This is a genomic window from Streptomonospora arabica (assembly GCF_039531585.1).
In the GTDB taxonomy this organism is placed as follows: Bacteria; Actinomycetota; Actinomycetes; order Streptosporangiales; family Streptosporangiaceae; genus Streptomonospora; species Streptomonospora halophila.
In genome coordinates, this window is the sequence record NZ_BAAAQI010000001.1 from 115,690 (window position 1) to 136,680 (window position 20,991).

Annotated in this window: 19 protein-coding genes; 10 read left to right on the forward strand and 9 right to left on the reverse strand. The window is 74.0% G+C overall.

The features are described from left to right. Positions 1–10 precede the first annotated feature (10 nt). Entirely contained in the window at positions 11–208 is a 198-nt protein-coding gene (locus ABD284_RS00505) for a hypothetical protein (protein WP_344139588.1), read from the forward strand. 102 nt (positions 209–310) lie between these two features. Here the strand turns inward: ABD284_RS00505 and ABD284_RS00510 are convergent, their stop codons facing one another. Continuing rightward, positions 311–919, reverse strand: coding sequence for a hypothetical protein (locus ABD284_RS00510; protein WP_386699110.1), 609 nt, complete (start codon positions 917–919; stop codon positions 311–313). 210 nt (positions 920–1,129) lie between these two features. Here ABD284_RS00510 and ABD284_RS00515 point away from each other — a divergent pair, with 210 nt between their 5' ends. Next, positions 1,130–2,401 carry a cytochrome P450 gene (locus tag ABD284_RS00515; RefSeq protein WP_344139594.1) on the forward strand — a complete coding sequence of 424 codons (1,272 nt, stop codon included), beginning with the start codon at positions 1,130–1,132 and terminating at the stop codon, positions 2,399–2,401. 23 nt (positions 2,402–2,424) lie between these two features. Here ABD284_RS00515 and ABD284_RS00520 read toward each other — a convergent pair whose 3' ends face one another. The 5 genes from ABD284_RS00520 to ABD284_RS00540 are packed head-to-tail and all read right to left on the reverse strand — an operon-like array spanning position 2,425 to position 8,340. Beyond that, entirely contained in the window at positions 2,425–3,462 is a 1,038-nt protein-coding gene (locus ABD284_RS00520) for an ABC transporter ATP-binding protein (protein WP_344139597.1), read from the reverse strand. A gap of 9 nt (positions 3,463–3,471) precedes the next feature. Then, entirely contained in the window at positions 3,472–4,563 is a 1,092-nt protein-coding gene (locus ABD284_RS00525) for an ABC transporter ATP-binding protein (protein ID WP_344139600.1), read from the reverse strand. Next, positions 4,560–5,450: an ABC transporter permease gene (locus ABD284_RS00530; protein WP_344139603.1), complete on the reverse strand. Its 891-nt coding sequence runs from the start codon at positions 5,448–5,450 to the stop codon at positions 4,560–4,562. Before ABD284_RS00530 ends, ABD284_RS00525 begins: the two co-directional genes overlap by 4 nt. Continuing rightward, the gene (locus tag ABD284_RS00535; RefSeq protein WP_344139606.1) at positions 5,447–6,487 is read right to left on the reverse strand and encodes an ABC transporter permease; all 1,041 of its coding nucleotides are present in this window, start codon (positions 6,485–6,487) and stop codon (positions 5,447–5,449) included. Before ABD284_RS00535 ends, ABD284_RS00530 begins: the two co-directional genes overlap by 4 nt. A 2-nt stretch (positions 6,488–6,489) precedes the next feature. Beyond that, positions 6,490–8,340, reverse strand: a complete 1,851-nt coding sequence (locus ABD284_RS00540) for an ABC transporter substrate-binding protein (RefSeq protein WP_344139609.1) — start codon at positions 8,338–8,340, stop codon at positions 6,490–6,492. Between the two features lie 302 nt (positions 8,341–8,642). Here ABD284_RS00540 and ABD284_RS00545 point away from each other — a divergent pair, with 302 nt between their 5' ends. The 6 genes from ABD284_RS00545 to ABD284_RS00570 all read left to right on the forward strand — a co-directional run bounded on the left by ABD284_RS00545 (position 8,643) and on the right by ABD284_RS00570 (position 15,585). Then, a complete protein-coding gene (locus ABD284_RS00545; protein ID WP_344139612.1) occupies positions 8,643–9,356 on the forward strand; it encodes a metal-dependent hydrolase in 714 nt (237 codons plus the stop codon). A gap of 49 nt (positions 9,357–9,405) precedes the next feature. Then, entirely contained in the window at positions 9,406–10,068 is a 663-nt protein-coding gene (locus tag ABD284_RS00550) for an O-methyltransferase (protein ID WP_344139614.1), read from the forward strand. A 99-nt stretch (positions 10,069–10,167) separates the two neighbouring features. Then, positions 10,168–11,319, forward strand: a complete 1,152-nt coding sequence (locus ABD284_RS00555; protein ID WP_344139616.1) for an exonuclease SbcCD subunit D — start codon at positions 10,168–10,170, stop codon at positions 11,317–11,319. Next, a complete protein-coding gene (locus tag ABD284_RS00560) occupies positions 11,319–14,387 on the forward strand; it encodes an AAA family ATPase (protein ID WP_344139619.1) in 3,069 nt (1,022 codons plus the stop codon). The genes ABD284_RS00555 and ABD284_RS00560 overlap by 1 nt, the downstream gene beginning before the upstream one ends. 192 nt (positions 14,388–14,579) lie before the next feature. After that, entirely contained in the window at positions 14,580–15,029 is a 450-nt protein-coding gene (locus tag ABD284_RS00565; RefSeq protein ID WP_344139622.1) for a helix-turn-helix domain-containing protein, read from the forward strand. A 1-nt stretch (position 15,030) separates the two neighbouring features. Beyond that, positions 15,031–15,585 carry a PIN domain-containing protein gene (locus tag ABD284_RS00570; RefSeq protein WP_344139625.1) on the forward strand — a complete coding sequence of 185 codons (555 nt, stop codon included), beginning with the start codon at positions 15,031–15,033 and terminating at the stop codon, positions 15,583–15,585. 38 nt (positions 15,586–15,623) lie between these two features. On the opposite strand, the gene ABD284_RS00575 is transcribed toward ABD284_RS00570, so the two are convergent. After that, a complete protein-coding gene (locus ABD284_RS00575) occupies positions 15,624–16,490 on the reverse strand; it encodes an aldo/keto reductase (protein WP_344139628.1) in 867 nt (288 codons plus the stop codon). Between the two features lie 153 nt (positions 16,491–16,643). Between ABD284_RS00575 and ABD284_RS00580 the strand changes: the two genes are divergently transcribed. Next, positions 16,644–17,339 (forward strand): AAA family ATPase, encoded by a 696-nt coding sequence (locus ABD284_RS00580; protein WP_344139631.1) that lies wholly within the window; start codon positions 16,644–16,646, stop codon positions 17,337–17,339. Between the two features lie 7 nt (positions 17,340–17,346). After that, on the forward strand, positions 17,347–17,763 hold the full coding sequence (locus ABD284_RS00585) for a hypothetical protein (RefSeq protein WP_344139634.1): 417 nt from the start codon (positions 17,347–17,349) through the stop codon (positions 17,761–17,763). A gap of 135 nt (positions 17,764–17,898) precedes the next feature. Here the strand turns inward: ABD284_RS00585 and ABD284_RS00590 are convergent, their stop codons facing one another. Further along, complete coding sequence (locus ABD284_RS00590) at positions 17,899–18,822, reverse strand: TIGR03621 family F420-dependent LLM class oxidoreductase (protein ID WP_344139637.1); 924 nt, start codon at positions 18,820–18,822, stop codon at positions 17,899–17,901. Between the two features lie 87 nt (positions 18,823–18,909). Next, positions 18,910–20,982 carry a bifunctional copper resistance protein CopD/cytochrome c oxidase assembly protein gene (locus ABD284_RS00595; RefSeq protein WP_386699115.1) on the reverse strand — a complete coding sequence of 691 codons (2,073 nt, stop codon included), beginning with the start codon at positions 20,980–20,982 and terminating at the stop codon, positions 18,910–18,912. Between the last annotated feature and the right edge of the window lie 9 nt (positions 20,983–20,991).

Sequence of the window (20,991 nt, forward strand, 5' to 3'; positions counted from 1 at the left end):
GGAGCCGACCATGAGCGACCGGGACCACACCACCCCGGATGAGGACCGGCAGTGGTGGTATTGCCTCAGGCACAGCAAGCCCGAGCAGGGGCCCGGGTGCCCGGGCAAGTACCGCCTCGGCCCCTACCCCGACGAGGCCACCGCCGCGGCCGCGCTGAACATCGTCGCCGAGCGCAACGAGTCCTGGGACGAACAGGACCGCGACTGATCCGGGTCCCTCCCCCGACCGGGCCGGCCTCTCCGGCGCCGTGGCGGCCGGCACCGGGCCGTGCGCCCGCCCGTGCCCGCGCGCAGAGCGGCGGCGGGCGGGTCAGTCGAGGATACGCGGACCGCTGACCACGTCGAGGAACCGCGACAGCCGTTCGCGCAGCCCCGGTTTGCGGTCGGCGCCGGGCTGCCCGGCAGCAGTGCTGACCAGGTGCTGCAGCCCTTCGAACGTCAGCGGCTCGCGCTCGGGGCGCAGGCTGATGGACTCGTGGGCCAGCGATGCGAGCTCGCGGTCGCCCTGGTCCAGCGAGAGGACGGTCGCCCCGGTGCGGCGGGCGTCGTCGACGCGCTCCAGCAGCGGGACGGGCGCCTCCTCCTCGGAGTTCACCACGAACAGGGTCTCGCCTCGCCGGGCGTCGGCCAGCCGCTCCAGCCCGATCCGCAGGTGCGGCGGGGCGTCCGGCGGCGGCTGCCAGCGCACCAGGCTGGGCGCGAGCTGGGGCAGGCCGCTGTAGCGGGCCTCGTCGTCCAGATGGGCGGCCAGGTGCCAGGGCTCGTCCTCGGCGGTGCCGACGAGCATGAGGCCGCCGGGGTTGCGGGTGCGGCGGAGCGCTTTGGCGAAGTCCTCGGTCCGCTCCAGCCACGGTGTCGGGGCCAGGAGCTCGCGCAGGAGCGCTACGTGTTGGGCGTCCACGCACCCATGGTGCCTCATCCCGCGCCCGCGCGCCGGTGTTTCCGCCGACGGCGGCCGAACGCGGCGCCGCGCGCCGCCCCATTCGGCCGGGCGCGCGTCGATCGCCCGCTTCGGGGTAGTCGCGGCGGCGGACCCCGAGCGGGGCGGCGAGAGCGCTCGCCGCTCGGCGGGCGGCACGCGTGCCGGGCGGACCCGGTGGCCCGGGCCCACCGCGGCGGAGGGAGGAGCATGGCTGCCGGCGCAGAGAGGGCGGTGTGGGACCGGACCCCGGCCCTGCTGCTCGACCCCTACCGGTTCATCTCGCGCCGCTGCCGGCGGCGGGGCACCGACGCGTTCACGACCCGGCTCATGCTGGAGCCGGCCGTGTGCGTCACCGGCCCGGAGGCGGCGGCGGTCTTCACCGACACGGGCCACTTCACCCGCAGCGGTGCAGTGCCCCCGCGCATCACCAAGACGATCTTCGGCCGCGGCGGCGTCCAGGGCCTGGACGGCGAAGCCCACCGCCACCGCAAGCGCCTGTTCGTCTCGCTCATGTCGCCGCAGCGGGTCGCCGAACTGGCGGCGCTGGTCGAGCGGGGGTTCGACCGCGCGGCGGCCGACTGGCCGGGGCGCGGCCGCGTCGTCCTCTACGACGAGTTCCGCGCGGTGCTCACGCGCGCGGTGTGCACCTGGGCGGGGGTGCCGCTGGAGCCGGCCGACGCGCCGAAGCGCACCGCCCAGCTCACCGCCCTCTACGACGGCGCGGGCCGGATCGGGCCGCGCCATTTGCGCTCCCGGCGAGCGCGGCGCGCGGCCGACCGGTGGGCCGGCGACGTCGTCCGCCGCATCCGCGCGGGCCGCATCGCGCCGCCGGAGGACACCGCGGCCCATGCCGCGGCCTGGCACCGCGATCCCGACGGCGCCCTGCTGGACGAGCACACCGCGGCGGTCGAGCTGCTCAATGTGCTGCGGCCGGTCGTGGCGGTGGCGGTCTACCTCGCCTTCGCCGCGCACGCGCTGCACCGCGACCCCCGCTGCGCCGAGGAGATCGCCGCGGAGGACGACGGCGGCGGCGCGGGCGGCTCCGGCGATCCGGCGCCCTCGCGGCTGTTCGCCCAGGAGGTGCGGCGCTACTACCCGTTCTTCCCGTTCGTGGCGGCCCGCGCCCGCCACGACATGGTGCTGCGGGGCCGGCGCATCCCGCGCGGCCGGCGCGTGCTGCTCGACCTCTACGGCACGGACCACGACCCCCGGGTGTGGCGCGAGCCCGAAGCGTTCTGGCCCGAGCGCTTCCGCGACCGGATGCCGACGCCCTACGACCTCGTACCCCAGGGCGCCGGCGACCCGAACACCCACCACCGCTGCCCCGGCGAGCCGGTGACGGTGGCGCTCATCGCCGCGGTCGCCCGCCGCCTGGCCCGCCTGGACTACGAGGTTCCCGAACAGGACGCCGAGGTGGACATGCGGCGGCTGCCGGCCCTGCCCAGGAGCGGGTTCGTCGTCCGGGTGCCCGGCTTCTGACCCGGCCCACTCCCGCGGCGGACTCAGCCGGCCGGCTCGGCCTCGTGCGCGTGCGCCCAGTGGCAGGCGACCTGCGCGGCGGCGCCGGAGCCGCCCAGCATGCCGGGGTCCTCGCTGCGGCAGCGCTCGGCGACTCCCGCCGCCTGCGCGGCGCCCGAGGCCAGGACCGGGCAGCGCACGTGGAAGCGGCAGCCGCCGGGGATGCGGGTCGGGTCGGGCGGCTCGCCCGCGAGGATCTGCGGCTCTGCGGCGCCCGACTCGGGCAGCACCGACAGCAGCGCCTGCGTGTAGGGGTGGCGCGGCGCGGCGAGCACCTCCTCGACGGTGCCGGTCTCGACCACCCGCCCCAGGTACATCACGGCGGCGCGGTCGGCGATGTTCCAGGCCAGTCCCAGGTCGTGGGTGACGACCAGCGCCGCCAGGCCGTGGTCGTCGCGCAGGCGCAGCAGCAGCTGCAGGATCTCGCCGCGCACCGACGCGTCCAGCGAGGCCACGGGCTCGTCGGCGACGATGACCTCGGGCTGCAGGACCAGCGCGCCGGCGATGGCGACACGCTGGCGCTGCCCGCCGGACAGCTCGTGCGGGTAGCGCAGGAAGAAGCGCTCCGGCGGACGCAGCCCGGCGCGCGCGAGCGCCTTCGCGACGTGCTCCTCCTCGTCGGCGGTGCTGCCGCTGTGGATGCGCCGGCCTTCGGCGACCGCCTCGTAGACGGTGTGCCGCGGGTTCAGCGCGCCGGTGGGGTCCTGCAGCACGAGCTGCACGCGCCTGCGGACCTCCTTCAGCTCGCGCGGCCGGTACCCCAGCCCCAGGCCGTGGAAGGCCACGCGGCCGGCCGAGGGCCGCACCAGCCCGAGCAGGGCGCGGGCCAGCGTGGACTTGCCGCACCCGGACTCGCCCACCAGAGCGACGATCTCGCCGGCGCCGATCTCCAGGTCGACACCGTCGACGGCGCGCGCCGTGCTGCGGCCCGTGCGCCCGGTGAAGGCGACCTCCAGCCCTTCGGCCGCCAGCACCGGGACGGCGGCCTCGGTGCCGCCGGGGGCGTCGGCTTCAGAACTCATCCCGTCTCCTCACTCACCCGTCGTCTCCGAGGCGCGGTCGCGGCCGGGCGGCGGCCGAGTGTCCTGCTCGGGTGGGAGCACCTGCACGCAGGCGGCGGTGCGGCCCGGGCCGGCCGGCCAGAGCACGGGGTCGACCTCGGAGCAGCGCTCCTGGACCTCGGGGCAGCGGGGGCGGAACGAGCAGCCCGAGGGCAGCTCCGCGGGGTCGGGCGGGTCGCCGGGCAGCCCCCGCGGTGCGCGGCGCGACGCCGGGTCGCCCACGCGGGGGAAGGCGGCGCTCAGCGCGGCGCCGTAGGGGTGGCGCGCCGCGGCGAAGACCGCGTCCGCGGGCCCCTCCTCGACGATGCGCCCGGCGTACATGACGGCGAGCCGGTCGCAGGTCTCGGCGAGCACCGAGAGGTCGTGGCTGATCATCAGCATGCTGATGTCCCGGCCGGTGACCAGCTCGTCGATGAGCCGCAGGATCTGCGCCTGGATCATGACGTCCAGGGCGGTGGTGGGCTCGTCGGCGATGATCAGCCGCGGCCGGCAGGCCAGCGCCATCGCGATCATGGCGCGCTGGCGCTGGCCGCCGGAGAGCTCGTGCGGATACGAGCGCTCGCGCCAGGCGGGCAGGCCGACCTGCTCCAGCAGCTCGACGACCTGCGAGCGCGCCTGGGCGGGTGCGGCGCCGCCGTGCACCAGCAGCGGTTCGGCGATCTGGTCGCCGACGCGCTGGACGGGGTTGAGCGAGTGCATCGCGCCCTGGAACACGATCGAGGCTCCGGCCCAGCGCACGGCGCGCAGCCGGCCCCAGCGCATGTCCAGCACGTCCTCGCCGTCCAGCAGCACCCGCCCGCTGATGCGCGCCGAGCGGGGCAGCAGCCGCAGCAGCGCCAGCGCCACAGTGGACTTGCCGCAGCCCGACTCCCCGGCGACGCCGAGCTTGCTGCCCGGTTCCAGGTCGAAGGAGACGCCGCGCACGGCGGGGATCTCGCCGCCGCCGGCGCGGTAGGACACGGAGAGGCCGTCGACCTCCAGGCAGCGGTCGGGGCCGGGGCGGGCCGCCGCGTCCGCGGGTTCGGGCGCCGGGGTGTCCGGGGGATGCTCGGTCGGGTTCATCGGCGCTCCCGCAGCCGGGGGTTGAGCACGCCCTCCAGGGCGCGCCCGCACATGGTGAACGACAGTGCGACGGCGGCGATGGCCACTCCCGGCGGGATCATGTACCACCAGATGCCCGAGCTGATGGCGCCGGCGGTGCGCGCCTCCTGGATGATGCCGCCCCAGGAGACGGTGCCCGGGTCGCCCAGCCCGAGGAAGGCCAGCGTCGCCTCCATCAGGATCGCCTCGGCCACCAGCAGCGTGGTCTGGGCCAGCACGACCGGAAGGACGTTGGGCAGCACGTGGCGCAGCATGACATGGGCGTGGCCGCCGCCCAGGGCGCGCGCCCGCTCGATGAAGGGCCGCGCCTCGACGGCGAGGGTCTGGGCCCGCACGACGCGAGCGGTGGTGGGCCAGGCGGTGACCCCGATGGCGATGATGATGGTCAGCGTGCTGCGGGTCATCACGGCCGCCAGCGCCACCGCCATGACGAGAGCGGGCAGCACGGCGAACCAGTCGGTGACGCGCATCAGCACGTTGCCCGGCCATCCGCCGAAGTGGCCGGCGACGACCCCGATGAGGGTGCCCAGGGCCACCGACACGAACGCGGCCAGAAACCCCACGGTCAGCGAGATCCGCGCGCCCCACACCACCAGGTCCAGCACGGAGCGGCCGAACGCGTCGGTGCCAAGCGGATACCCGGGGCCGGGCGGCTGGAACCGGCCGCCCTCGGCCTCGGTGAGGCTGAGCGCGTCCGCGTCGATGAACAGCGGGGCGGCGAGCGCGGCCAGCCCGATCAGCGCCAGCACGGCGAGGCCGGCCATGCCGCCGCGGTTTCCGGCGAAGGCGCGGGCGTAGCCGGCCAGGGCACGGCGCCGGCGGGTCCAGGCCAGCGCGGCGCGGCTCATGTCCGCACCCGGGGGTCCAGCAGCGGGTAGACCAGGTCGGCCAGCAGGTTCATCACGATCACCGAGCCCGCGAAGACGACGAACAGCGCTTGGACGATGGGCAGGTCGGGCACCCGGAGTCCGGAGTAGAACAGCGAGCCCAGACCCGGCCAGGCGAACACGGTCTCGATCAGGATCACGCCGGAGACCACGCGGCCCAGGTTCAGGAAGATGAGGGTGACCGTGGGCAGCAGCGCGTTGGGCACGGCGTGGCGCCGCAGCACCACGGAGTCGCGCAGCCCCTTGGCGCGGGCGGTCGTCAGGTAGTCCGATCCCATCTCGTCCAGGACCGACGAGCGCATGATCATCATGTACTGGGCGTAGACGACGGCGACCATGGTGGCCACGGGCAGCACCATGTGGTGGCCCACGTCCAGCGCGACGGCGAACGCGCCCTCGACACCGGGGCTGGACATCCCGCTGGTGGGGAACAGGCCGGCGCCCGAGGCCAGCAGCACGATCAGCAGCAGTCCCAGCCAGAAGGAGGGCACCGACCACAGGGTCAGCGCGACGCCGGTGTCGACGCGGTCCATCAGCGAGCCGCGCCGCCACCCCGCTCGGGTGCCCAGCACGAGCCCCAGGATCGCGGCGATGACGGTGCCGGTGCCCGCCAGCAGCAGGGTGGGACCGATCCGTTCGGCGATCAGGTCGGCGACGGGCACGCGGTACTGGTAGGACATGCCGAAGTCCAGGGTGAGCATGCCCAGGCAGTAGTCGGCGAACTGCTGCGGCAGCGGCTGGTCGAGGCCGAAGTCGCGGCGCATCGCCTCCAGCTGATCGACGCTGACCGAGCGCCCCTGGGTCAGGGCGGCCACGGGGTCGCCGGGCAGCACCCGGAACAGGAAGAAGCTGGTGACCATGACCGCCAGCAGCGAGACCAGTGCGGTCAGCACGCGCCCGCCCAGGTAGCGCACCGCCGGGTGCAGGCCCGGGCGGCCGCGGCGGGGCCGGGTACCCGCCGCGGGCCGTCCGGTTCCGGCCTTCTCGGTGGCTGCCACGGCTACTCGCGGTCCCCGGCGGTGGCGGCGCGGCGGCGGAGGAGGTAGACGCCCCCGCCCAGGGCCACCAGGACCACGGCGCCCAGGCCCGCCAGCGCCCAGGGGGAGACGGCGGCGCCGGCCCGGGAGTCGGCTGCGGGCACCGCCGAGCTCCACGACCAGTGGCCGTCCTGGCCCCAGATGTTGCCGCCGGGGTCGGGCTGGACCTGGATGGAGGCGATCTGGTCGGACCGGTAGGCCTCCAGGGTGTCGGCGTAGGTCAGCACGTTGACCACGGCCTCCTCGTACAGGATCTCCTGCATCTTCTTGACCGTGGCGGCGCGGCCCTCGGGGTCGTCGTAGGCGGCCAACTGCTGCTCGTAGAGGCGGTCGTAGTCCTTGTCGCAGAAGTAGGCGTCGCTGCGCATGGTCCCGGGCTCGGTCGGCAGCGCCCCGCAGGTGTGGATGCCCAGCACGTAGTCGGGGTCGGGGTTGACCGTCCACCCGGTGAAGATCAGGTCGTACTCGCCGCTGTAGAGGGCGTCGCTGAGCACGCCGGGGTCGACGGTGCGGTTGTCGACCTCGATGCCGATGTCGGCCAGCCGCTCCACCAGCAGCTTGCCCATGGCGACGTAGTCGGGCCGGTCGTTGTGGACGTGCATGCGCAGCTTGAGCGGGTCGCCGCCGGGCGAGACGCGCACGCCGTTGCCGCCCCGCTCGTAGCCGGCCTCGTCCAGCATCTCGTTGGCCGCGTCGGGGTCGAAGTCCAGGCGCTGGGAGGCGTCGGGCGTCCAGTGGTAGGTGTCGTAGCGGGCCGGGACGTAGCCGCCGGCGGCCTCGGCGTAGCCGCCGTAGACGGACTCGACGATCTCGTCCTTGTCGATCGCGCGCATGATGGCGCGGCGCAGCACCCGGTCCTCAAGGGCGGGGTGGCCGTCGCCGAACTCCTCGCCGTCCTGGGTGCGCGCGCCCGGGTTGATGGTGAAGCCCTGGAACCGCTTGCCGCTGGCGGTGTTGACCGTGATGTTCTCGGTGCCCTTGAGCGCGTCGGCCTGGGCGGGGGTGAGCCCGCTGACGAAGGACACCTCGCCCGCACGCAGCGCCTCGACCTGGGCGTCGCGCTCGGGCATGTAGCGGAAGACCAGCCGGTCGAACTTCGGCGGGTCGCGCCAGTAGTCCTCGTTGGCCTCCAGGGTGATCGACTGGTTGGGCTTGTGGCCGGTGATGACGAAGGGGCCGCTGCCGACGACCGGGAACTCGTCGTTGTCGAACGAGGAGTAGTCGCCGACGTCCTTCCAGATGTGCTTGGGCACGATCGGGACGTCCAGGGCCAGCATGGTGGCCTGGGGCTCCTTCAGCGTGATCTTCAGGGTGGTGGCGTCGACGGCCTCCACGCTTTCGAAGTTGGCCACGAAGTTGCCGTTGGCGGTGGCGGCGCCCTCGTCCTCCATCATCGTGGTGAAGGTCCAGGCGGCGTCCTCGGCGGTCAGCGGCTCGCCGTCGCTCCAGGTGGCGCCGTCGCGGATGGTGTAGGTCCAGGTCAGGCCGTCGTCGGAGGTCGTCCAGGACTCGGCCAGCCCGGGGATGGGCTCGTTGGTCCGGGGGTCGTAGTTGGTGAGGTAATCGTAGGCGAGCCGGTGGATGCTGGTGCTGATGAGCCGCTGGGCCAGGAAGGGGCTGAACGAGTCGACCGGCTGGGACGCCGCGATGGTGAGGGTGTCGGCGCCCTCCGCCTCGGCGGCGGCGGGCGGGGCCGCGGTCAGGGCGGGAGCGGTGGCGACGAGCGCCGCGGTCAGGACTGCGGCGGTGCGCCGCGCCGCGCGGCTCTTCGGCGCCCGGGCCGGCGGCCGGGCGGGTTCCTGCTGTCGGGCCATGTGCTGCTCAACCCCTCGGGTTCGCGGTGCGGGGGAAAAGACGGGGTGTACAGGGATCGTGACGCAGGGATCAGTTGGTTGTTTACCAGCATGTACAGAATTGCGTCAACGATTTACCTCGCGAGTGTCACGCGCCGTTCACAATCGTCGGCCCGCGGATCGGCCCCGGTCGCGCACGGTCGCCCGAAGCGGACTCCGGACCCAGGGGCACCCGTTCCGCGCACTCCCCCGGGCCCGTTCCCCCGCCCCGAAACCACCCTCGGATTCGCCTGGAATTCCGGCAACCGCTACGGTTTTCGCCCATGATGGGGCACTCGCACGCGCTGAGCGGCATAGTCGGCTGGATGGCGGTCGTTCCTTTTCTGGACGGCCGGGAGGTGCTCGGGGTCAGCTTCGACCTGGGCCCCGGTGAGATCGTCGCCGGCTCGCTGGTCTGCGCGGGTGCCGCGCTGATCCCCGACCTGGACGCCAAGAGCTCCACGATCACCAACACCTACGGCGCCTTCACCCGGGCGCTCAGCGGCATCTTCAACTGGATGTTCGGCGGGCACCGCAACGGCACCCACTCCCTGCTGTTCGCGGTGCTGATGGGCTCGGTGACCCAGGGCCTGGCACTGTGGTCGGAGTTCGCCGTGCAGATCTTCGTGTTCCTGCTGCTGGGCATCGCCTTCAACGGACTGGGCCTGGGCAGCGAGAAGAACAGCATCGCCTCAGCGGTCATCAACGCGATGGCCACGGGCGCCGTCACGCTCGCCCTCTTCACCTCGGGCGTGGACTACTCCTGGATCGGCCTGGCGGTGGCGTTCGGCTGCTTCCTGCACTTCCTCGGCGACATGGCCACCGAGCTCGGCGTGCCGCTGCTGTGGCCTGCCACCAAGTACCGCTTCGGCGAGAAGATCGGCTTCACGACCGACAGCAAGGTCGAGCGCAACCTCGTCACCCCGTCGCTGACCATCGCCATAGTGCTGCTGACGTTCTACCTCTTCCCGTGGCCGGAACTGCTGCCCGAGGTGTGACGGCCGCGGCGGCGGGACAGCCGGGGGCGGCGCGGCTAGAGTGGCGCGCGTGACACGCGCTTCGGAATCCCTGCCCCCTGAACTGCACGCCTACCTGGTGGACCACAGCGCGCCGGTCGACCCCGTGCTCGCCGACCTCGCCGAAGAGACCGCCCGGCTCTACCCCGACCTGACGACCATGCAGATCGGCGCCGAACAGGGCACGTTCATGACACTGCTCGCCCGGATCAGCGGCGCCCGCGACGTGGTGGAGGTCGGCACGTTCACCGGCTACTCCTCCATCTGCATGGCGCGCGGCATCCCCGACGACGGCACGCTGCTCGCACTGGACGTCAGCGAGGAGTGGACCGCGATCGCGCGCCGCTACTGGGCGCGCGACGGCGTCGCGCACAAGGTGGACCTGCGCATCGGGCCGGCGCTGGAGAGCCTGCGCGCGCTGCCCGAGCAGCGGCGCTTCGACCTGGCCTTCATCGACGCCGACAAGGACGGCTACATCGGCTACTGGGAGGAGCTGGTGCCGCGGATGCGCCCGGGCGGCGTGCTCCTGGTCGACAACACCCTCTCCCACGGGCGGGTCATCGACCCGGCCGAGGACTCCGCGCAGGTGCAGGGCATCCGCGACTTCAACGACCGCGCCCTGGCCGACGACCGCGTCGAGCTGGTGCTGCTGCCGATCGGCGACGGCCTGACCCTGGCGCGCAAGCGCGCCTGAGCGGTCCCGAAGAGCCGCGGGACGGGCGGTGCGCCGCCCGTCCACAGGTCATCGCGATCCACTGCGGAAACACGCCCGCCTCCAGTACTCTGCCGGAACATGCGCCTCTTGCACACCTCCGACTGGCATCTGGGACGCTCCTTCCACCGCGAGAACCTCCTCGACTCCCAGGCGGCGTTCGTCGACCACCTCATCGACACCGTCCGCCGGGAGCGCATCGACGTCGTCGCGGTCGCGGGCGACCTCTACGACCGCGCCCTGCCCCCGGTCGAGGCCGTGCGCCTGCTCGACGAGGCGCTGGGACGCATCCGCGACACCGGCGCGCGGGCCGTGCTCATCAGCGGCAACCACGACTCCATGGTCCGGCTGAGCTACGCGACCGGCCTCATCGACGCTGCGGGCATCCACCTGCGCGCCTCGCTGGAGGACGTCGGCTCGCCGGTGCTGATCGACGACGAGCACGGTCCGGTCGCCTTCTACGGCATCCCCTACCTGGAGCCCGAGATCGCCCGGCCGCACTGGGGCCTGCAGCGGCGCGGCCACCCCGCGGTGCTCGGCCACGCCATGGACCTGGTGCGCGCCGACCTCGCGTCGCGGCCCGCCGGCACCCGCTCGGTGGTGCTCTCCCACGCCTTCGTCAGCGGCGGCGCGCCCTCCGACAGCGAGCGCGACATCTCCGTCGGCGGCGCCTCCCACGTGCCGCTGACGGTGTTCGACGGCGTCGACTACACCGCGCTGGGCCACCTGCACGGCCGCCAGACCATGGCCGGGTCGGTGCGCTACTCCGGTTCGCCGCTGGCCTACTCGTTCTCCGAGGAGCACCAGGTCAAAGGGTGCTGGATCCTCGACATCGGGCCCTCGGGCGCCGTCGCCGCGGAGTTCGCCCCCGCACCGGTGCCGCGCCCGGTCGCCCGCATCAGCGGCCGCATCGACGACCTGCTCACCGCCGACCGCTGGGAGCACTACACCGGCCACTGGCTGCAGGTCACCCTCACCGACCCGCTGCGCCCGGCCTTTCCCATGGACCGGCTGCGCGAGCGGTTCCCGCACGCCCTGGTGCTGGACTTCGCCCCCGACGACCGGCCGCCTGCGGACGACCGCAGCTGGTCGCGGCGGACCGCCGACCGCTCCGACTCCGAGCTGGTGCTGGACTTCGTCGACTGGGCGCGGGGCGCGCCCGCCACCGGCGAGGAGCACGACCTCGTCGCCGCCGCGCTGGAGGACGTCCGCATCGGGGAGGCCGCCCGCTGATGCGCCTGCACAAGCTCACCGTCTGCGCCTTCGGCCCTTTCGCCGGGACCGAGACCGTCGAATTCGACCGCCTCGGCGATGGCGGCCTCTTCCTCATCCACGGGCCCACCGGCGCCGGCAAGACCTCGGTGCTGGACGCCGTGTGCTTCGCGCTCTACGGCCGCGTGCCGGGGGTGCGCGAGGCCGCGCGCTCGCCCCGCAGCAACCACGCCTCCCCCGGCGCGGCGCCCGAGGTCACCTTGGAGCTCACCGTGCGCGGGCGCCGCCTGCACTTCCTGCGCCGGCCCGCCTGGCAGCGGCCGAAGAAGCGCGGCAGCGGCACCACCGAGGAGAAGGCCAAGGCCGTCGTCACCGAACTGGACGAGGGCACCTGGCGCGGGCTGACCAACCGGCCCGACGAGGCCGGCCAGATCGCCCGCGACGTGCTGGGGTTGTCGCTCGACCAGTTCTGCCAGATCGCGCTGCTGCCCCAGGGCGACTTCGCGCGGTTCCTGCGCGCCAAGGCGCACGAACGGCAGGCGAGCCTCGAACGCATCTTCGCCACCGACGTGTTCACCAAGGTCGAGAAATGGCTGAGCGAGCACGCGCGCGGCCTGGGCCAGGAGGCCGGGCGCGCCGAGGCCGCCGTCGGGCAGGCCGCCGACCTGGTCGCCGAGGTCGGCCGCTCCGCCCGTCCCGAGGGCGACCTGGAGGCGCTGGCGCCGTGGGCGGCCGAGCTGGCGGCCGTGGCCGCGGGCACGGCAGACGACACCGCCCGGGCGGCAGCGGCCGCCCTGCACGACCGCGACGCCGCGCGCCGCCGCCTGGAGGAGGCCCGCGAGCTGGAGCTCCGGCAGGGGCGCCGCGCCGACGCGCTGCGCCGCCGCGAGGAGCTGGCCGGGCGCGAACCCGAGCGCGAGGAGTGGGCCGCCGAACTGGACGCCGCCGAGCGCGCGGCCGGGGTGATGCCCCTGCTGCGCACCGAGGACCACCGGCGCAGCCAGGTGGAGAAGGCCGAACTGGCCGCGGCCGAGCGGCTCGGCCTCGTTCGTGAGCTGGCGCCCGGAACCGCCGGCGGTGGGGACCGGTCCGGCGCCGACGCCTCGGGCCCCTCCGCCGCCATCGCCGCCGACTCCTCCGACGCCTCCGACTCCGCGGACCCTGCGGGCTCCGCTCGGCGCGAGCCGCTGTCGGCGGCCGAGCGCGCGCGCCGCGACGAGGTCGCCAAGCTGGAGCACCTCCGCGGCGACGCGGAGCGGCTGCGGACCGTGCGCTCGGAGATCGCGGCCGCCGATACCGAGACCGCCGAGGCGCGGCGCCGCCTTGGGGAGTGCCGCGAGCGGGCCGCCGAACTGCCCGAACGGCGCACCCGGGCGGCCGCCGAGCTGGACGCGGCCCGGGGGCGGACCGGATCGCGCGAAAGCGCCGAGGAGGCGCTCGAGCTCGCCCGCACCCGGCAGGACTCGGCCCAGGCTGCGCAGCGGCTCACCGACGAACTGGCACAAGCCGAGGAGCGGCGCCGTTCCCGGGTCGACGCCGCGCAGGCGGCCCGCGACCGGCTGCAGGAGATCCGCCGGTCGCGCATCGAGGGCATGGCCGCCGAACTCGCCGAGGGGCTGGAGGCGGACCAGGCGTGCCCGGTGTGCGGCTCGGCCGAGCACCCGGCCCCCGCCGCGGGGGCCGCCGACCGGCCCTCGCCGGCGGACGAGGAGGCGGCCACCGCGGCCGCCGATGCGGCCGCCGCGGAGCGCAGCACCGCCGAGAACACGGTCGCCGAGCTGACCGCGAAGCTGGACGCCGCCCGGGACACCGCCGGCGGCATGGAGGCCGACGCGGCCGCCGAGCTGCTGGAGCGGCGCCGCGCCGATCTGGAGCGCATCGGCGCAGCGGAGGCCGAGGCCGAGCGGCTCGCCGCGGAGCTGCAGCGGATCGACACCGAGGTCGAGAAGGCGCGCACCGACGAGGCCGAGCTGGTCCGCGGCATCGCCGAGCTGGAGAAGGTCCGCGAAACCAAGGCCGCGGAGGCCGACCGGCTCACCCGCACGCTCGACGACGCCCGGGGCGAGGACGCCGACCTCGCCGCGCGGATCAGCCGGCTGGCCGATGAGGCCGACCTGCTCAAGGAGGCGGTGCAGGCTCTGGACGACCGGTCGGCCGCCGCCGGGGAGCTTCGCGCCGCCGAACGCGAGGCGCGCGCCGCCACAGCCGAGGCCGGGTTCACCGGTGCCCACCGGGTGCGGGCCGCCGAGCGCGGCGACGATGAGCGCCGCCGGCTGCGCGAGCGCATTCGGGCCCACGACGACGAGGCGGCCGCGGTGCGCGCGGTTCTGGACGACGCCGACCTCGCGGCGGCCGGCGCTCTTCCCGCACCGGACGTCGCGGGGCTGTCGGCGGCGGCCGAGAGCGCCGAGGGCGCCGCCGACCACGCGGTGCGCTGGCGCGACCGCTTCGCCGAGCGGGCGGAGCGGCTCACCGAGCTGCGCGCCCGGCTGGAGCACCGGTTGGCGGAGTCCCGCCCCGCCCGCCGCCGGCACAGCGTCGCCGACGGCCTGGCGCGCCTGGCCGCCGGTACCTCCGCCGACAACCGCGAGAGCGTCCGGCTGTCGGCCTACGTGCTCGCCGCCCGGCTGGAGCAGGTGGTGGCCGCGGCCAACGACCGGCTGACGACCATGGCCGGCGCCCGCTACGAGCTGCGCCACACCGTCGACAAGTCCGCGGGCGACCGCTCCCACTCGGGCGGCGGGCTGGGCCTGCGCGTGCTGGACGCCTGGACCGGCCAGGAGCGCGACCCCGCCACCCTCTCGGGCGGCGAGACCTTCGTGGCGTCGCTCGCCCTGGCCCTGGGCCTGGGCGACGTCGCCGCCCAGGAGGCGGGCGGCCACGACATGCACACCCTCTTCATCGACGAGGGCTTCGGCACCTTGGACGAGGAGACCCTGGAGGAGGTGCTCGAGGTCCTCGACTCGCTGCGGGACGGCGGCCGGGCCGTGGGCGTGGTCAGCCACGTGGCCGACCTCCGCACCCGGATCACCACCCGCCTCACGGTGGTCAAGACCCCCACCGGCTCCCGCCTGCAGCAGACGGCCTGACCCCCACCGGTCGGGCAACCGCCGTACCCCGCCCCACCACCGATGCACCGGGGAACCATCGGACCCTCCGCATGCCCCCGCCACCCCGGCCCTCGACTGGAGCGAACACCGCACACTGTTGCGTTTGCTTCACTTGTTTCGGATGATGCGGATACAGGCCAGCTCTACCTCACCCCGAGGCGAGGAGGAACCGTGGCAGTCCTGTCTTCGCACCCTGATTCCACACAGATCGAGGCGGCCGCAGACGCACTCCCCCGGATTCGCCGATACCTGGACGAGCATCCCGAGACCCTGACGACTGTCCCTGTACTCGTCGAGGACAACCAGCAGGAACTTCTCCTACCCCGCTCAGCTGTCGAGCTCCTGGCGGCCGTACTGCACCACATGGCTGCAGGGCGCGGGGTTTCGATCGTGCCGGAACACGCAGAACTGACGACCCAGCAGGCCGCGGACATGCTCAACGTCTCACGACCGCATTTGATCGGGCTTCTCCAGGCTGGAGAGATTGCTTACCGCAAGGTGGGCTCACATCGCAGGGTGCGCGCGGACTCCCTGGTGGAGTACATGCGGAGGGACGACCAGCGCCGCCGCGAAGCCGCCGACGAACTGTCGGCGATGGCTCGGGAGCTGGGCCTGGATTGAAATGCCCTTTGTTGTCTTGTATGACGCCAATGTCCTGTATCCGAGCACTCTGAGGGACTTGCTCCTCAGATTGGCTCAGGCAGGTCTCGTCCAGGCCAAGTGGACCCATCGCATCCTGGACGAGACCTTCAGCAACCTCAAATCGAACCGACCCGAGTTGTCCGAGGAGGCACTCGACCGCACTCGGAAACTGATGATCTGCGCCGTCCGGGACTGCCTCGTCACGGGGTATGAACCCGTGATCGAATCGCTGGATCTTCCAGACCCGGATGATCGGCATGTCCCGGCAGCGGCGATCCGCGCACGTGCTCAGGTCATCGTCACGGAGAACCTGCCGGACTTCCCCGCCTCGGCCCTGTCGCAATGGGACATCGAGGCCAAGAGCGCGGACGACTTCGTCCTCGATCAGATTCATCCGGATCGGAAAGTGGTCTGGGCGTGCGCCCAGCAGATCGCCGACTCATGGCGCAGACCACCGGGAACCGTGGCTGACGTGCTCTCGAGCCTTCAGCGAAACGGGCTGCACGGCTCGGTGGCGGAGTTGCAGTCCGATTGACCTTGCGCGGGTTCAGGGCCGGGCCGGCGGCTTGGGGCTCACAGGATCTCCAGCGGGGTGCGGCGGGTCGGCGGCGGGAAGGCCTTGTCGAGGGCGGCGAGCTCGTCGGAGGTGAGCCGGATGTCCAGCGCCTCGGCGTTCTGGCGGGCGTGTGCGGGATCGGCGGCCTTGGGGATCGCCACGACGTCCCCCTCGCGCACCGTCCAGGCCAGGGCGATCTGGGCGGGCTGCACGCCGCGCCCGGCGGCGATCTCGCCCAGCACCGGATCCTGCAGAATCCTGCGGCGCGCGGCGCCGCCCTGGGCCAGCGGCGAGTAGGCCATCACCGGCAGCCCGGGGGCGGTCCCGCGGCACCACGGGAGCAGGTCGTACTCGATGCCGCGCGAGGCCAGGTGGTACAGGACCTGGTCGGTGACGCAGGCCTGGCCCGCGGGGACGCGCCACAGGCGCTCCATCGCCTCGGTGTCGAAGTTGGACACGCCCCAGTGGCGGATCTTGCCCTCGTCGCGGAGCTCCTCCATCACCGCGGCGGTCTCCGACAGGGGTACGGGCCCCTGCCAGTGCAGCAGGTAGACGTCGATGATGTCGGTACCCAGCCGGCTGAGGCTCCGCTCACACGCGGTCTTGGCCCTGCGTCGACCGGCGTTGCTCGGGTAGACCTTGGAGACGAGGACGACCTCCTCGCGACGGCCGGCGACCGCTTCGCCGACCACGCGTTCGGCTCCGCCCTCGCCGTACATTTCCGCAGTGTCGACCAGGGTCATCCCCGCATCGATGCCCGCACGCAGTGCCCGGACCTCGTCGGCGCGCCGGTCCGCCCTTTCACCCATGTGCCAGGTGCCCTGCCCGATCGGCGGCACCCGCTGCGAGGGCCCCAGCGCGATTCCGCGGTCGCCACGTCCCATTTCCGCACTCCCCGCACTCATTCCGCCATCCACCACCGACCGGCCCGCCGCACCGACCGCTCACCGCGCCGACCGCGGCGCCTCCGACCGCTCCGACCGAAGTTCCGGCCGCCTCTTAACGATGGCTTATCCGAAAGGCGCATAACCACCGACATGTTCCCTTCGACGGGCCCTGCCCCTGTCCCCTCCCCCGCTCGCGCACTGCGCGCGGAAGAGGCACCGCGGGTACTGCGATATCCGACCGACTCGCTGCTGCTGGTGGGCGGCATTCCCGGCGCCGGCAAGAGCACGCTGCTCAACCGGCTGTTCGCGCTGGAAGGCACCGAGACCGTGCCGGTTGCGACCCCCGACGGCGCGCGGGTGATCGACTCCCAGCAGGCGCGCAACCGGCTCGCCCGCCGACTGCGCGCACTTCCCTACCCCGTTTGGCGCTGGGCGACGCACCTCCTGCACTACCTGCGCGTGCTGCGGGTCCTGCGCAAGGGCGGCGGGCCGGTCGCGGTGCACGTGACCGCCACGCACCGCGCGGTGCTGCGCCTGCTCGGCCGCTACTGCCGCCACCGCGGGCGGGAGGTCCACCTGCTGCTCATCGACGTCGACCCGGGGGCCGCGCTGGAGGCCCAGATCCGGCGCGGGAGGGCGGTCACCCCGCGCGCCCACCGGCGGCACGTGCGGCGGTGGCACCGCGTGCTCGTCGACTGCGCGGCGGGCGCGGAGGCGGTCGTGCCGGGTGCGCGCTCGCTGCTCCTGCTCGACCGTTCGGCGGCCGCCGAGCTGGCCGAGATCCGCTTCACACCGGGCGCCGCCGGGCCGGGGGACGGCGGGGCGGCACCGCGCACGGTGCCATAATGTGCGGGTGAGCTCCCTGGTCGACATCGCTGTGTTCGGGATCGCGGGTGCCGTCATGCTGGCGGCCCTCGTCGGGCTGCTGCTGGTCGCGGGGCGGTCCGCCGCCGCTCCCGCCAAGGGCGCGCTCGGCGCCGTCTGCGCCGCGCTGCTCCTCGCGGTCCCCGCGCTCGCGGCGGCCCGGACGCTGGGCGGCGATCCTGCGGCGGGCGCGGGACAGGCGTTCCTGGTCGCCTCGGCGGCGGTGGTCGTGGTCTACGCAGCCGGGATGGCGCTGCTGCCCCTGGTGGCGCGGCAGGCCGCGGCCGGACTGGGCGTCGCCGAACCGCGCGGGCTGCGGCTCACGCCGGCCGTGGCGGGCGGCGGCCTGCTGGTGTGCGCCGCGCTGGGCGCCGCCGGCACCGGGATCGCCCTGCTGCTGGCCTGATACGGCTTCGGTCGGAACCGGTCCGACCGGAATCCGCTCCTTCGGGACGGGTGGGGTCGGGCCGGACCCGCGGGCATCGGGTCCCGGGCGCGCGTCCGTGCCGGGACCGCGCCCGGCGCCGACCGGCCGGCGCGCTCAGCCCGTCGGCCCGGCCTGCTGCTCGCCGACGTTCTCGCGCACCACCGGGATTACCCTGCCGAGCGCCTCGCGGAACGGCCCGTGCGTGGTGATGTAGGAGAACCCCAGCTCCTCGCGGTTGCCGACGAGCTTGGCCGCGATCTCCTCGGCGGTGCCCACGAGCACGTACGGGCAGTCCAGCACCTTGCGGACGGTGTCGAGGCCGGTCTCGGAGTACCCCTCGACGAGCTCGGCCGCGCTCTTCTCGGCGTCGTCGGTCACCACGACCGCCTGCGCCAGCATGTTGAACTCCAGGGCGTCCGCCCGCTGGCCCGCCTTGGCGCGGACGAAGTCCACCCGGCGCCGCGCCTCGTCCAGGTCGTCCACGCGGAAGGTGCCCATGCGGCGGCCCTTGATCTGGGTGAGGCCGGCGAAGCCCACGATGTCGGCGTGGCGGGCGGCCAGTGCGAGTCCGGCGTCGCCGTTGGCGCCGATCAGCAGCGGAGGACGCGGCACCTGGTGCGGCAGCGGCTCCTGTCCGTCCTCGGCGAACAGCCGGTCCAGCTCGCCGATGCTGCGCTCCAGACGCTCCAGCCGCTCGGCATGGGAGCGCCAGGGGATCCCGGCCGCCTCGAACTCCGATTTCATGTGCCCGGCGCCCAGGCCGAGCTCCAACCGCCCCCCGGAGATCCGGTCCACCGTCGCGGCCTCGCGCGCCAGCAGGGCGGGGTTCCAGAACTCGTTGTTGAGTACGAGGGTGCCGAGCCGGACCCGCGAGGTCGCGGCGGCCGCGGCGGCCAGCAGTGCGAAGGGCGAGGCGGCTCCCAGGTGGTCGGGGACCTGGACGGCGTCGTAGCCCGCCTCCTCGGCGGACCGGCACACCTGCATCCAGCGGTCGATCTCCTGTTGGCGGCTGTTGAAACCGAACCGGAATTTCCTCATGGCTCCGACCCAACCGGAATCGGGCGCTCGGCGCCACCCCGTTGCAGAGGAGGGCGCCGTTTTCCGCTCTGGGCGGAGGAGGCGGCGTCAGGCCCCGCCCTTCGAGCGCCGGTCGAGTTCGGCCAGGTAGGCGTTGTAGGCGTCCATGTCGGCGTCGTCGGAGCCGCCGCGCTTGCTGTGGCGCTCCCGGCGCCGCTCGGCGCGCTCGTCGTCGACCCACCACTGGCGGACCATGGCGAGCATCACCAGGCCCGTGGGGACCTCGCCGACCGCCCAGGCGATGCCGCCGCCCGCGTACTGGTCGGCGCCCTGGGCGTCCAGCCAGGGCACGTCGAACTGGCCGTAGTACTCCATCGCGAGCGGGGCCGACTGCATCATGATCGTGATGCCGAAGAACGCGTGCACACCCATGGCCACCAGCAGGAGCACCAGCCGCAGCAGGTAGGGCAGGTTGCGCGGCCCCGGGTCCACACCCACGATGATCCAGTAGTAGAGGAACCCCGTGAGCAGGAAGTGCACGTTCATCAGCAGGTGCCCGGTGTGGTCGTTCATCAGCGCCGGGAACAGCGGTGTGAAGTACAGCACGTAGGGGCTGAGGACGAACACCGGGGCCGCCACCGCCGGATGGGTGACGGTCGTGGAGAACCCGCTGTTGATGAACGCGGCGAGCCACTCGCGCGGCCCGCGGTCGCCGCGGATGCGGGCCGGGTGCAGCGCCCGCAGCGCCAGGGTGACCGGGGCGCCGAGCACCAGCAGGATCGGCACGAGCATGGACAGCACCATGTGCTGCACCATGTGCATGCTGAACGTCACCATCGAGTAGGTCGCCACGCCGCTGAGCAGCATGGCCACCAGCACCGCCAGGCCCGCCGCCCAGGAGAGGGTGCGGCCCCAGGGCCAGCTGTCGCCGCGGCGCAGCAGGCGCACCACGCCCGCCGCGTAGGCGCCGCCCAGCACCACGACCACCAGGGCGAAGAACAGGTCGGGCCGCCACAGGGTGAGCAGGGTCTGCACACTGACCGGCGGCGGGACGGCAAAGCCCAGGACCGCCTCGGCCTCGGTCACCGTGCCCGGCTGCTCCGGGGGCGCGGTGCGGCTCAGCGCGGCCGCGATGCCCATCGTGGCCGACATCACCGCGATCTCGACCCCGGCCAGGCGCGCGAACAGCCGGCGGCCGCCTGCCTCGGTGATGCGCGGGATCGTCCGGCGGCGGTGCGCCCAGCCGAGCGCGCCGAGCGCGCAGAACAGCACGGCCTTGACCAGGATGAGCAGGCCGTAGGAGGTGGTGACCAGGTCGGACACCGCGTAGAGGCGGCTGGCGGCGCTGGCGACGCCGCCCACGCCCACGCCGATGTAAGCCCACAGGGCCATCCGGCTGAAGCGCTCGGCGGCCACGGCGGGGGCCGCGGGCTTGGCGCGCAGTCCGTGGAAGGTCACCGCGGCCAGCCCGCCCACCCACAGCGAGATCGCGAGGACGTGCAGCGCCAGGCCGGTGACGGCGAGTTCGTGGCTGCCCGCGGAGGCGGAGTGGCCGGTCAGCGCGGGCGGCATCAGGCCGGCGACGGCCAGGGCGAGCGGGGCCAGGGTGCCTGCGGCGGTCTCCGCGGTGCGGCTCAGCAGCGCGGTGCCGCAGGCGAGCAGGATCACCGCCAGCAGGCCGATCCCCTGGGCGACCGAGACGGCGTAGCTGGTCAGCTGGTCGCCGACGACCTGGCCGGGCGGGAGCCCGGAGACGTCGGAGAGCTGGAAGACCAGGACGGCCCCGGCGGCCGCCGCCCAGACCAGCGCCGGCCAGGCCGCGACGCGCACGTAGCCCAGTGCCTGCGCTCCCGGCGCGCCCTTGCGCAGCGGCAGCAGGAAGGCCCCCAGCACGAGCAGGCCCACGGTCAGCGCGGCGGCGACGTCGCGCACCGCGGTGGCGGTGGGAAGCCCCCAGCGGGTGAGGGGCCCGGCGTCGGGCAGGCCGGGGATCACGCGGACGGTGACCGCGCCGCCCGCGACGAGGGCGACGATGAGGGCGATCAGGCCCGACGCGACGGCGGCCACGGCGATGATCCCGGCGGTGTCGGCGCCGGGGGCGCGGACGGCCGCTCCCGGGGCTCGGCTCTCGGCGGGCTCCTCGCGCGGGAGGTCGCCCTCGCGGACTCCGGGGGAACTCACGCGGGTCGC